This window comes from Thauera sp. (genome assembly GCF_035444905.1).
Lineage (GTDB): Bacteria > Pseudomonadota > Gammaproteobacteria > Burkholderiales > Rhodocyclaceae > Thauera.
In genome coordinates this window covers 61,574-73,425 of record NZ_DAOMPS010000002.1, presented here as the reverse complement: position 1 = coordinate 73,425, position 11,852 = coordinate 61,574, and the positions used below count along the sequence as shown (strand labels likewise).

At 67.7% G+C, this 11,852-nt stretch carries 10 protein-coding genes; all 10 read right to left on the bottom strand.

The features are described from left to right. Nucleotides 1-29: 29 nt before the first annotated feature. The 10 genes from PLC66_RS01550 to pheA all read right to left on the bottom strand — a co-directional run bounded on the left by PLC66_RS01550 (nucleotide 30) and on the right by pheA (nucleotide 11,847). Nucleotides 30-2,126 carry a hypothetical protein gene (locus PLC66_RS01550; RefSeq protein ID WP_324537224.1) on the bottom strand — a complete coding sequence of 699 codons (2,097 nt, stop codon included), beginning with the start codon at nucleotides 2,124-2,126 and terminating at the stop codon, nucleotides 30-32. After that, nucleotides 2,110-3,000 carry a cysteine synthase CysM gene (cysM, locus tag PLC66_RS01545; RefSeq protein WP_324537222.1) on the bottom strand — a complete coding sequence of 297 codons (891 nt, stop codon included), beginning with the start codon at nucleotides 2,998-3,000 and terminating at the stop codon, nucleotides 2,110-2,112. The genes PLC66_RS01550 and cysM overlap by 17 nt, the downstream gene beginning before the upstream one ends. A gap of 54 nt (nucleotides 3,001-3,054) precedes the next feature. Next, the gene (gene lapB / locus PLC66_RS01540; protein WP_324537220.1) at nucleotides 3,055-4,230 is read right to left on the bottom strand and encodes a lipopolysaccharide assembly protein LapB; all 1,176 of its coding nucleotides are present in this window, start codon (nucleotides 4,228-4,230) and stop codon (nucleotides 3,055-3,057) included. Nucleotides 4,231-4,235: 5 nt separating this feature from the next. Further along, a complete protein-coding gene (locus tag PLC66_RS01535; protein ID WP_324537218.1) occupies nucleotides 4,236-4,544 on the bottom strand; it encodes a LapA family protein in 309 nt (102 codons plus the stop codon). 87 nt (nucleotides 4,545-4,631) lie between these two features. Next, on the bottom strand, nucleotides 4,632-4,919 hold the full coding sequence (locus PLC66_RS01530) for an integration host factor subunit beta (protein WP_324537216.1): 288 nt from the start codon (nucleotides 4,917-4,919) through the stop codon (nucleotides 4,632-4,634). Between the two features lie 11 nt (nucleotides 4,920-4,930). Then, nucleotides 4,931-6,634: a 30S ribosomal protein S1 gene (gene rpsA / locus PLC66_RS01525; RefSeq protein WP_324537214.1), complete on the bottom strand. Its 1,704-nt coding sequence runs from the start codon at nucleotides 6,632-6,634 to the stop codon at nucleotides 4,931-4,933. 88 nt (nucleotides 6,635-6,722) lie between these two features. Beyond that, on the bottom strand, nucleotides 6,723-8,678 hold the full coding sequence (locus PLC66_RS01520; RefSeq protein WP_324537212.1) for a bifunctional 3-phosphoshikimate 1-carboxyvinyltransferase/cytidylate kinase: 1,956 nt from the start codon (nucleotides 8,676-8,678) through the stop codon (nucleotides 6,723-6,725). 65 nt (nucleotides 8,679-8,743) lie between these two features. Then, the gene (locus tag PLC66_RS01515; RefSeq protein ID WP_324537210.1) at nucleotides 8,744-9,631 is read right to left on the bottom strand and encodes a prephenate dehydrogenase; all 888 of its coding nucleotides are present in this window, start codon (nucleotides 9,629-9,631) and stop codon (nucleotides 8,744-8,746) included. Between the two features lie 13 nt (nucleotides 9,632-9,644). After that, a complete protein-coding gene (hisC, locus tag PLC66_RS01510) occupies nucleotides 9,645-10,742 on the bottom strand; it encodes a histidinol-phosphate transaminase (RefSeq protein WP_324537208.1) in 1,098 nt (365 codons plus the stop codon). 37 nt (nucleotides 10,743-10,779) lie between these two features. Continuing rightward, nucleotides 10,780-11,847: a prephenate dehydratase gene (gene pheA / locus PLC66_RS01505; protein WP_324537206.1), complete on the bottom strand. Its 1,068-nt coding sequence runs from the start codon at nucleotides 11,845-11,847 to the stop codon at nucleotides 10,780-10,782. Nucleotides 11,848-11,852 lie beyond the last annotated feature (5 nt).

Here is an 11,852-nt window from a genome sequence, read left to right as displayed (position 1 = left end):
CACGGGGCCTCCTGCAGGTTGTCGGGGAATCAGCGCAGTTCGGGCGACACGTTCTCGGCAATCACCCGCTGCAGGCGATCCACGAGTTCATTCCAGTCCACGCGCCGATTGTAGCCGATGACATCCAGGGCCGGGACGCCGCCGCCGCGCACGATCACGAAGCCGCCATCGGCACGCGTGCCGCCGTCGACACCACTCATCAGGCATACACCGGCGCGCAGCCGGCAGCCCAGTCCGAGTTCGCGATAACCAAAGGTGTCGAAGATGGCCAGCAGGCTGCGCTGGATCGCCGCCACCGCGCCACCGCCACCCAGCGCACTGATGTTCTGCACCGCGCGCTGGCTGATGCGGCGCGGATAGCGCCCGGGACTGCTGGCGATCCGCGCATCGAACGCGACGGGCTTCCAGCGCGCCAGCTCAAGCCCACGCAGTGAGAGGTCCACGAAACCGGAGACGCTGCCGAAACTGAAGGTATCGGTAAGCTGGGCGAGGTCGAGGTGACGCCCCTCGATGTCCCCACTCAGGTGCGAGGCGACGCCGAAGGGCTCGATCAGACGCAGCCCGGTGGCCTGCAGGTAGCCGTCGAAGACGGATACGACGAGGGCACCGTCGAGCGTGATCTCACCCGGACTCACGCGCACCCCCGGCAGCGAGGCCGACAGCACGCCCGCCATCTGCGGCAGCTCGAGTGCCGCCGTCAGCTCGGGCATGGACACGGGTTCGATCACCGCGCTGGCGCTGCCCTGCCAGCCAGCCGGCGTCAGCGTCAGCGCCAGGCCATCGACGACGAGCGCACCGTCGAGCACCGGCACCCGTGTGTGCGCCAGCCGTAACGAATCGCCCTCGAGCACGGCCGACAGCTCGAATGCCCCCAGGGCAAGCTTTTCCCATCGCCCACCGCCGACGCTAAGGCTGCTCACACTGGGGGCGTCGGGGCGCCACGCGATGCGCCCATCGACTGGCCCCAGCGCCACGCCGGCGCCGCCGGCAGCCCCGACGAAACTGAAACCGGCCTCCTCCAGTACAGCCTCGACATGGCTCGCCCGACCGTCGCGAAAGTGCACATCGGCGCTGAAATGACCGGCGAAGCGCATGCGCTCGGCGCTCGCCGGCGAGATCAGCGGCGCCAGCCAGCGCGGGCCGATCACCGCGAGATCGGCAGCCGCAACGCGCAGCGCGAGGGCGTGCAGGCGCTGGGTGTCGACGCCGAAACTCGCACTGGCGGCGAGTTCGCCAACCCCCTCGAGCCGCGCCCGACTGCGGTCAACGCTCAGGACTCCGCCCTGCAGCCGCCCTTCGGCCTCCACGGTCGGTCCGGACTCGATGTAGAGCGGATGCAGGTAGGCTGCGCCTTCCTGCCACTGCAGACGCGCCTGCCAGTTCCAGCCGAGGGCTTCGGCCTGTGCATCGAGCGACAGCGCCAGCTGGAGCTGCTCGGCCGCCTGCAATCCGTCGCTGGTGCCGAACCCGCCATCACACAATGCAGCATGCAGCTCGAGGCGGGCGGGCGCCTGCGTCGCCGGCGTCCAGACCAGCGTGAGCTCGAGGGTCCCCGTCGGGCTGTAGCGCTCGAACACGGCTTCGATGTCGCGCCCCCGGGAGCCCAGCACCGCCGCCAGGTTGGGGAGCGCGCGTCGCAGGTCGGCCAGCGCAAGCCGATCGGCCCGCATCCGTACCCGCCCATCCGGTTCAAGCGCCAGCGCGACAAGGCTGCTCTGACCGAGGCGCAGGTCCAGATTGGCAGAGCCACGTGCCGGGTCCGCCGTCAGGTCGGCGACAAACGGCAGCGCCCTGCCCCCGACACGCAGGCGCGCGTCTCGACAAACGATCGCGTCGAGCGCCAGCGCCGCCCGTGCGCAATGCAGCTCGAGCGCCCGCCAGTCGTGCTGGCCGACCCGCAATCGACCGATGCCGAGCACGGCCGTGCCGAGTCCAGCCTGGTAATCGAACGTGAGCTGCTGCAGCGCGAACGCCGGGTTGGCGACGTCGCCCAGGCGCAGGCTCAGACGGTCGAGCGCAAGGGCGGGCACCAGCACCAATGCAGCGCCGCACAGCAGCAGCAGCGGCAGGAGCCGCCAACGCCAGGAGCGCCCCCGGCAGCGCTCGCGCTCAGGCCGGGAAGACACCCGTGGACAGGTAGCGATCGCCGCGATCGCAGACGATGGACACGATGACGGCATTCTCCACCTGCGCGGCGATACGCAGCGCCACGTGCATCGAACCGCCCGAGGAGATGCCGGCGAAGATCCCTTCCTCCCGCGCCAGGCGGCGCGTCATCTCTTCGGCCTCGGCCTGGCTGACGCGCTCCACCCTATCCACCCGCGGGCGCTCGAAGATCTTGGGCAGATAGGCCTCCGGCCACTTGCGGATGCCCGGGATCTGCGAGCCCTCCTCCGGTTCACAGCCGATGATGCACACCGCCGGGTTCTTCTCCTTGAGGAAGCGCGAGGTGCCCATGATGGTGCCGGTGGTTCCCATGGAGCTGACGAAATGCGTCACGCTCCCGCCCGTCTGCTCCCAGATCTCCGGCCCCGTACCCTCGAAGTGGGCGAGCGGGTTGTCCGGGTTGGCGAACTGGTCGAGGATGAGGCCCTTGCCCTCGTCGCGCATGCGCTCGGCGATGTCGCGCGCCATCTCCATGCCGCCGGAGGTGGGCGTCAGCACCAGCTCGGCGCCAAAGGCACGCATGGTCTGGCGCCGCTCCACGCTCTGGTTCTCCGGCATCACCAAGATCATGCGGTAGCCGCGCATCGCCGCCGCCATGGCGAGCGCGATGCCGGTGTTGCCGCTGGTGGCCTCGATCAGCGTGTCGCCGGGCTTGATGTCGCCGCGCGCTTCGGCATGCATCACCATCGACAAGGCCGGACGGTCCTTGACCGAGCCGGCCGGGTTGTTGCCCTCGAGCTTGGCGAGGATGACGTTTTTGCGGCCGGCAGTGATGCGCTTGAGTCGAACCAGCGGGGTGTGGCCGACGTAATCTTCGAGCGTCCTGAATTCCATGGGTGTGCTTGTTCGCGTTGGGTCGGGTTCGTTACCGCGGCGAGGCCGCGGCGTTCACGGCATCAGGTCGAATTCTTCGGTGCGGCGCGGCGGATAGGTCTCCCAGCCGCCACAGGCCGGACAGCGCCAGTGGAACTGGCGTGCCTTGAAGCCGCAGGCGTCGCAGCGATAGCGCGCGACGCGCCGGGTGTGACCATGAATCAGCTGTTTGACCAGCTCGATGTCACTGCGTTGCTCGGCTGGCGCCGCAAGCAGGGCTGCCTCCAGCAGTTTGTCCAGACCGAGCAGGGTCGGGTTGCGGCGCAACTCCTCGCGCACCAGCTCATAGGCGGCCTTCGGCCCTTCGCGCTCCATCTCCCAGTGGAAGAGCTCGTCCAGGAGGTCGAGCGAGGCATGCGATGCGAGCCAGGCACGCAGCAGCTGGTGGCCCTGCTCGACCTTGCCCAGGCGACCGTAGGCTTCCATGATGCGCTCGGCCGCCAGTGCCAGATAGACCGGATCCTGGTTCTCGATGCGTTTCCACGCCTCGAGTGCGGCCTCGTCGTTGCCGCGCGCCAGATGGACATCGCCAAGCAGCAGGCTCGCGCGCACGCTGCGCGGATTGACCGCGAAAGCCTGCTCCAGGTGCCGCGCGGCTTCGTCCGGGCGGGAATTGGCGAGCGCGCTGGCGGCCAGCTCGCAATGGAAGTTGGCGACTTCGGTGCGCCACATGTGGCTTTCGTGCTGCGGCAGCGCCTGCGCCACCTCGATGGCCTTCGCCCAGTCCTTCTCCTGCTGATAGATCTCGAGCAGGTAGCGCAGGGCGACGTCGTTCGCCCGCGTGCTGCGCAGGCGCACGAACACCTCCTCGGCGCGGTCGAGCAGGCCGGCCTTGAGGAAATCCTGACCAAGTTCGCCCAGTGCCTGCAGTCGCTGCTCCTCGCTGATGTCCTCACGGTCGACCAGCATCTGGTGCATGCGAATGGCACGGTCGGTCTCGCCCCGGCGGCGGAACAGGCTGCCCAGGGCGAAGTGCAGCTCGACCGTCTGGGGGTCGATCCGGACCGCCTCGACAAAGGCGTCGATCGCCTTGTCAGGCTGTTCGTTGAGGAGAAAATTGAGCCCGCTGAGGTAGGAGCGCGGCAGCGCACGCGACTCCTGAACGACCTGACGGATGTCGATACGCGCAGCAAGCCAGCCGAGCGCGAAGAACAGCGGCAGCGCCAGCAGCCACCAGAATTCGATTTCCATGGAGCTCAGGGCATCGGCAGCTGAGCTTCAGCCGCGGCCGGGGTGACCGTTGCCAGGGCCTTGTCCCGCTCGGCCTGCTCTAGTTGCCGACGCAAACGGGAGATCTCCCGACGCTGACCGATGAGCGAGGCGAGCGTCGCCGTCACGCCAAGCAGGGCGCCGGCGGCGAAGGTGAGCAGGATCACGAAGACGAGGGGAAGCTGCCACTGGCTGCCGAAGAAGAAGCTCAAGGTCACCAGGTGATCGTTCTTGATGGCGAACCCGAAAAGCAGGAAGAACAGCAGCAGGCGGATGAACCAGATGATTGCGCGCATGGCCGGCATTATCCCCGAGCAATGAACAAAAAAGAAGGCGGCCGCAGCCGCCTTCCATTATTGCCTGTAAAACCGATCGCCGCGCGGTCAAATGCCGCTGAGATCCACCCGCTCGCGCAACTCCTTGCCCGCCTTGAAATGCGGAACGTATTTTTCCGGCACATGCACTTTGTCACCGGATTTCGGATTGCGCCCCACACGAGGCGGACGATAGTTCAGCGCAAAGCTTCCAAACCCGCGGATCTCGATACGATCACCGCGCGCAAGCGCCTCGGTCATCGCATCGAGAATCATCTTGACCGCGTAATCGGCGTCCTTTGCGACCAGCTGCGGGAAACGCTCCGCCAGCTGGGCGATCAGCTCCGATTTGGTCATGATCGGTCAGGTTATTGCTTCTGCTCGTTCAGCTTGGCCTTGAGCAGCGCGCCGAGGTTGGTCGTGCCGGCCGAGGCGGCGCTTTCCGAGGCCAACTTGTTCATCGCTTCGGACTGCTCGACCTGATCCTTGGCACGGATCGACAGGCTGATCGAACGCGTCTTGCGATCGACGTTGATCACCAGCGCCTCGATCTCGTCGCCTTCCTTGAGCATGGTGGTCAGGTCGTCGACACGATGCGGAGCCGCTTCCGAAGCGCGCAGGTAAGCCTCGACCTCATCACCCAGCGAGATCACCGCGCCGCGGGCCTCGACCGACTTCACGGTGCCGCGCACGAGGCTGTTCTTCTCGTGGGTGGCGATGAAGTTGGTGTAGGGGTCGCCCTCGAGCTGCTTGATGCCGAGCGAGATGCGCTCGCGCTCGACGTCGATCGCCAGCACCACGGCCTCGACCTCGTCGCCCTTCTTGAACTTGCGCACGGCGTCTTCGCCGGACTCGCTCCAGGACAGGTCGGACAGGTGCACCAAGCCGTCGATGCCGCCTTCCAGGCCGATGAACACGCCGAAGTCGGTGATCGACTTGATCTGGCCACGGACCTTGTCGCCCTTCTTGTGGTTGATGGCGAAATCATCCCACGGGTTGGACATGCACTGCTTCATGCCGAGCGAGATGCGGCGACGGTCTTCGTCGATCTCGAGGATCATCACCTCGACTTCATCGCCCAGCTGGACAACCTTGGTCGGATGGATGTTCTTGTTGGTCCAGTCCATCTCGGACACGTGGACCAGGCCCTCGATGCCCTGCTCGACTTCGACGAAGGCGCCGTAGTCGGTGATGTTGGTGACCTTGCCGAACAGGCGGGTGCCCTGCGGGTAGCGGCGCGAGATGCCCACCCACGGGTCTTCGCCGAGCTGCTTGAGGCCGAGCGAGACGCGGTTCTTTTCCTGGTCGAACTTGAGCACCTTGGCTTCGATCTCGTCACCGACGTTGAGCACCTCGCTCGGGTGACGGACACGGCGCCAGGCCAGGTCGGTGATGTGCAGCAGGCCATCGATGCCACCCAGGTCGACGAACGCACCGTAGTCGGTGATGTTCTTGACGATACCCTTGATGACGGTGCCTTCCTTGAGGTTGGAGAGCAGCTTCTCGCGCTCTTCGCCCATCGACTCTTCCAGCACGGCACGACGCGACACCACGACGTTGTTGCGCTTGCGGTCGAGCTTGATGACCTTGAACTCGTATTCCTTGCCTTCGTACGGCGTGGTGTCCTTGACCGGACGCATGTCGACCAGCGAGCCCGGCAGGAAGGCGCGGATGCTGTTGGTCATGACGGTCAGGCCACCCTTGACGCGGCCGGTGATCACCCCCTTGACCAGGGAGCCTTCGTTGAGCGCCTTCTCGAGGTCGTTCCAGGCGGCGATGCGCTTGGCCTTGTCACGCGACAGGCGGGTTTCGCCGTAACCGTCTTCGAGGGCATCGATGGCGACATGGACGAAATCGCCCACATTGGCCTCGAGCTCACCGCGGTCGTTGCGGAACTCCTCGATGGGCACATAGCTTTCGGACTTCAGGCCGGCGTTGACGACGACGAAGTTCTGGTCGATGCGCACGACTTCTGCGGTGATGACTTCACCGGTGCGCATTTCCTGGAGGGCAAGGCTTTCCTCGAAGAGATCGGCAAAGCTTTCTTCGAAGGAGGGGGTGGCGTTGGACATAGATGGAAGAATTCCGGCACCGTCGTGGGACGGCAAACAAGGTTGGTTCAAGAAAAAACGCGCTGGAGCCCACGCTCCCGCGCGATTGCTATCGACCGGTGACCTCGCGGCCTGCCTCGACGAGGTCGAGCACGAAGGCGACGGCCTCATCGACGTTCCGTTCTGTGGTGTCGAGCAAGGCCGCATCCGGCATCTTCACAAGCGGCGCGACGGGCCGGGCCGCGTCACGCGCGTCCCGTTCCTGAAGGTCCTTCAGAAGACTTTGAATGTTAGCAGGCAAACCCTTTTCGATCAACTGCTTATGACGCCGTTGCGCACGCGACTCGGCCGAGGCGGTCAGGAAGACCTTGATCGCCGCATCGGGGAAGATCACCGAGCCCATGTCCCGCCCTTCGGCAACCAGCCCGGGGGCTTCGCGGTAGTCGCGCTGGCGATCGAGCAGCGCCTCACGGACACGCGGCAGCACGGCCACCTTCGAGGCGCCGACCGAGCATGGCTCGGAACGAATCTCGTCACTCACGTCGCGCTCGCCCAGCAGCACCCGCCCGCCCTCGAAGCGCGCCGGAAGGCTGGCCGCCAGCGCGGCCACGCCGGCCTCGTCGTCGAGCGCCACCCCGGCCTGCATCGCGGCGAGCGCGACCAGCCGGTAGAGCGAACCGCTGTCGAGACAATGCCAGCCCAGCGCCTCGGCGACGCGCGCGGCCACGGTGCCCTTGCCGGAGGCGGACGGGCCGTCGATCGCCACCACTGGCACCGGACGCGCGACCTGCCCGAAGGCGTCGAAATAGCCCGGAAAGGTCTTGTTCACACACTTCGGGTCGTTGATGCGGACCCGACAGCCGCCCAGGCTGACCAGCGAGAAGCACATCGCCATGCGGTGGTCGTCGTAGGTGTCGATCGCGGCCGGACGCAGCCGTGGCGGCCGGCTGACGACCAGGTAGTCGGCGCCCTCCTCGACCTCGGCGCCGACCTTGCGCAGTTCGATTGCCATCGCCGCGATGCGGTCGGTTTCCTTGACCCGCCAGCTCGCGATGTTGCGCAGCCGGCACGGACCGTCGGCGAACAGGGCCGCCACCGCCAGCGTCATCGCCGCATCGGGGATATGGTTGAGGTCGAGGTCGAAGGCCTTCAGCACACCCCCTGCCGGCGCCGCCGCCTCGATCCAGTTGTCGCCCATGGTGATGCGGGCGCCGAGTTGCTCGAGCGCCTCGGCAAAGCGCACATCACCCTGGATGCTGGCGCTGCCCACGCCCTCCACGCGCAGCGGCCCGCCGCCGATCGCCCCGGCGGCGAGGAAGTAGGACGCCGACGAGGCATCGCCCTCGACGAACACCGTGCCCGGGCTGCGGTAGCGCGCGCCACCCGGCACGACGAAGCGTTCCCAGCCCTGCTGCTGCACCTGCACGCCGAAGCGCGCCATCAGTTCGAGCGTGATGCGGATGTAAGGCTTGGAGATCAGTTCGCCGACGACCTCGACCGTGGTCTCGACCCCGGTCAGCGGCAGCGCCATCAGCAGCGCAGTCAGGAACTGGCTGGACACGTCGCCCCGCACCCGGACCACGCCGCCGGGACGGATCGTCGCCGGCTTCAGGTGCAGCGGCGGATACCCCTCGTTGGCGATGCAGCTGATGTCGGCGCCAAGCTGACGCAGCGCGTCGACCAGGTCACCGATGGGGCGCTCGTGCATGCGCGGCACGCCCGACAGCCGGTACTCGCCGCCCGACAGCGCCAGCGCCGCGGTGAGCGGGCGAAAGGCGGTGCCGGCGTTGCCGAGGAAGAGTTCGCCGGTCTTCACCGGGAACGGGCCACCCACGCCGCGCACGCGATAGTTCAGGCTGTCGCCCTCGCGCCGCCAATCGACGCCGAGCGCACGCAAGGCCTCGAGCATGCGCTCGACGTCGTCCGACATCAGCAGGTCGCGGATGTCGGTCTCGCCCTCGGCGAGCGCGGCGAGCAACAACACGCGATTGGAGATGCTCTTCGAGCCGGGCAGCCGGACCCGGCCGGCGGCGCCGAGCATCGGGGGCAGATCGAGAAATTCCATCATGACCTCAAGACAAGGGGGCCTGCCGCGCAGGCCCCGAGATTCGTGCCGACTCTGCGTGTCGACTATTCGGCGGTGCGCACCGGCAGGCCCTCGGCCCAGGCGTTGCGCGCACGGCGGGCGCGCTCGAACACGGCCTCGAGCGCGTCGCCGTCGGCCTCGACCAGCAGGGTGCGCAGGCGGCCGAGCTCGGCCAGGTAGGCGTCGAGCTCCTCAAGCAGCGCCACCCGGTTGGCCACGCAGATGTCCCGCCACATCTCGGGGTGGCTGCCAGCGATACGGGTGAAGTCGCGGAAACCGCTGGCGGCGTGCGAGAACAGCAGCGGCGCGTTGCTGCGCCCGGCCAGATCGTCGACGAGGCCGAAGGCGAGCAGGTGCGGCAGGTGGCTCACGGCGGCGAAGACGCGGTCGTGCTCCTGCGGCGTCATGCCCACCACCACCGCGCCGCAGGCCTCCCAGGCGGCACGGACCTGCTGCACCGCCTCGGGTCGGCTCTCCGGCAGCGGCGTCAGCACCACCTTGCGCCCCATGTAGAGCTCGGCGAAGGCAGCCTCGACACCGCTCCGCTCCGCGCCCGCGATCGGGTGGGCCGGCACCACGTCGGGCAGCAGGGCACCGAAGTGCCGATGCACCGCGTCGACCACATCGCGCTTGGTGCTGCCAGCGTCGGTGACGATCGTGCCGGGCTGAAGGTGCGGCGCCATCGCCGCCATGATCGCGTCCATCTGCCCCACGGGGGCGGCCAGCAACACCATGTCCGCGCCATCGAGCGCGCTCGCCCAGTCCTCGGCGATCTCGTCGATCACGCCCAGCGCGCGCGCGCGCTCGAGCGGCTCGCGCCGGCGGCCGACGCCGACGATGCGGCCCACGGCCTGCGCCCGCCGCAGGGCCAGGGCGAAGGAGCCGCCGATCAGCCCCACGCCGCACACCACCAGTTTGCCGATCAGGGCCATCGCAGGCTCCCGCTCAGGCCAGCGCCTGCTTGAGCGCCGCGATGAAACGGGCGTTCTCTTCGGGCAGGCCGATCGACACCCGCAGCCAGTGCGGCATGCCGTAGGCGGCGATCGGGCGCACGATCACGCCCTGCCTCAGCAAGGCCTGATTGACACCGACCGCATCGCCGACCTTGAAGGTGACGAAGTTGCCCGCCGAGGGGATCCACTCGAGGCCGAGCTCCGCGAAGGCTCGCGTCAGCTGCGCCATGCCACGCCGATTCACCTCGGCGCTACGCGCGATGAACTCGTCGTCGCCGAGCGCCGCCTCGGCCGCCGCCAGGCCCACGCTGGACACATTGAACGGCTGTCGCACGCGATTCATCAGGTCGGCGACCGATGCATGCGTCACCCCGTAGCCGACCCGCAGGCCGGCCAGCCCATAGGCCTTGGAGAAGGTGCGCGACACCAGCAGGTTGGGGAAGCGCGCCAACCAGGTGATCGAGTCGTAGCGCTGCTCGGGCGCGAGATACTCGGTGTAGGCCTCGTCGAGCACCACCAGCACATGCCTGGGCACGGCATCGAGGAAGGCCTCGAGCGCCGCGCCGGGGACGAAGGTGCCGGTCGGATTGTTCGGATTGGCGATGAAGACGACGCGGGTCTGCGGCTCGGTGGCCGCCGCCATGGCGTCGAGGTCGTGGCCGAAGTTCTTCGCCGGCACCTCGATGCCGCGCGCGCCGCGCGCATTCGTGGCGAGCGGATACACGGCGAAGGCGTGCTGCGAATACACCGCCGACAGGCCCGGGGCGAGAAAGGCCTGGGACACCAGCTCGAGGATGTCGTTCGAACCGTTACCGATCACGAGCTGGTCCGCCGCCACGCCGAACTTGCGGCATAGCGCGGCCTTCAGCGCGAAGGCGCCGCCGTCGGGGTAGCGCGCCATGTCGGCGATCGCCGCGTGGGCGGCGTCGCGCGCATGCGAACTCATGCCGAGCGGATTCTCGTTGGAGGCGAGCTTGACGATGCTCGATTCCACCAAGCCCATCTCGCGCGCCAGCTCGGAGATCGGCTTGCCGGGCTGATAGGCCATGATGGAACGGATGTAGTCGGGTGCGAGCGTGGCGATGCTCATTGTCTTCTCCTCATTCGATGACGCCGCCCGCGGGGCGTCAGATCGCGGCAACCGGATAGGAACCGATGACCTTCACGAAGGCTGCGCGCTGGTTGAGTTCGTGCAGCGCGGCCGCGACCGCTGCGTCTTCACGGTGGCCGATGATGTCGGCGTAGAACACGTATTCCCACAAGCCCGAGCGCGCCGGCCGCGACTGCAGCTTCGTCATGTCGACGCCGTGCGTGGCCAGCGGCTCGAGCAGGCCATGGATGGCGCCGGGCCGGTTGGGTGCCGAGAATACGAGCGAGGTGCGATCCTGCCCCGAAGGCCCGGCGTCGTGGTCGGCGATGACGAGAAAGCGCGTCGTGTTGTTGGGGTCGTCCTCGATGTTCGGCGCCAGGATGTTGAGCCCATAGAGCTGGGCCGCCGCCTCGCCGGCGATGGCGCAGGACTCGGGGTCCTCGGACGCCATGCGCGCGGCCTCGGCATTGCTCGCCACCGGGATGCGCGGCAGATGCGGCAGGTTGCGGTTGAGCCACTCGTGGCACTGGGCAAGCGACTGCGCGTGCGAATAGATGCGCCGCGCCGCGCCGATGCCCTCGGCGCGCGACATCAACTGCTGGTGAATGCGCAGGCGAACCTCGCCGCACACCTTGAGCGGATTGGCGAGCAGCAGGTCGAGCGTGCCGCCGACCGCACCCTCGGTGGAGTTCTCCACCGGCACCACGCCGTAGTCGGCATTGCCGGCCTCGACCGCGCGGAAGACGTCATCGATGGCGGCCATCGGCAGGAAGTTGGGCGCCGAGCCGAAGTGCTTGCGGCTGGCACTCTCCGAAAAGGTGCCGGCCGGGCCCAGGTAGGCCACGCGCAAGGGCTGCTCCAGCCCGAGGCAGGCCGACATGACCTCGCGGAAGATGGTCTTCACCGCATCGGCCGACAGCGGTCCGGGGTTAAGCTCGGCCAGCCGGCGCAGCACCTGAGCCTCACGCTCGGGACGGTAGTACATGACGCCGCGCTTGATCTCGCCCACCCGCTGCGCACAGCGCGCGCGCTCGGAAAGCCGGGCCAGGATCTCCTCGTCGAGGCGGTCGATCTCGTTGCGAAGTTTCAGCAGTTCGTCGCTCATGCTCG

Coding starts and splice junctions, on each gene's coding strand:
- PLC66_RS01515 (WP_324537210.1), bottom strand. CDS start 9,631: ATGGCCCTGATCGGCAAACTGGTGGTGTGCGGCGTGGGGCTGATCGGC.
- hisC (WP_324537208.1), bottom strand. CDS start 10,742: ATGAGCATCGCCACGCTCGCACCCGACTACATCCGTTCCATCATGGCC.
- pheA (WP_324537206.1), bottom strand. CDS start 11,847: ATGAGCGACGAACTGCTGAAACTTCGCAACGAGATCGACCGCCTCGAC.
- PLC66_RS01535 (WP_324537218.1), bottom strand. CDS start 4,544: ATGCGCGCAATCATCTGGTTCATCCGCCTGCTGCTGTTCTTCCTGCTT.
- PLC66_RS01530 (WP_324537216.1), bottom strand. CDS start 4,919: ATGACCAAATCGGAGCTGATCGCCCAGCTGGCGGAGCGTTTCCCGCAG.
- lapB (WP_324537220.1), bottom strand. CDS start 4,230: ATGGAAATCGAATTCTGGTGGCTGCTGGCGCTGCCGCTGTTCTTCGCG.
- PLC66_RS01520 (WP_324537212.1), bottom strand. CDS start 8,678: ATGGAATTTCTCGATCTGCCCCCGATGCTCGGCGCCGCCGGCCGGGTC.
- rpsA (WP_324537214.1), bottom strand. CDS start 6,634: ATGTCCAACGCCACCCCCTCCTTCGAAGAAAGCTTTGCCGATCTCTTC.
- cysM (WP_324537222.1), bottom strand. CDS start 3,000: ATGGAATTCAGGACGCTCGAAGATTACGTCGGCCACACCCCGCTGGTT.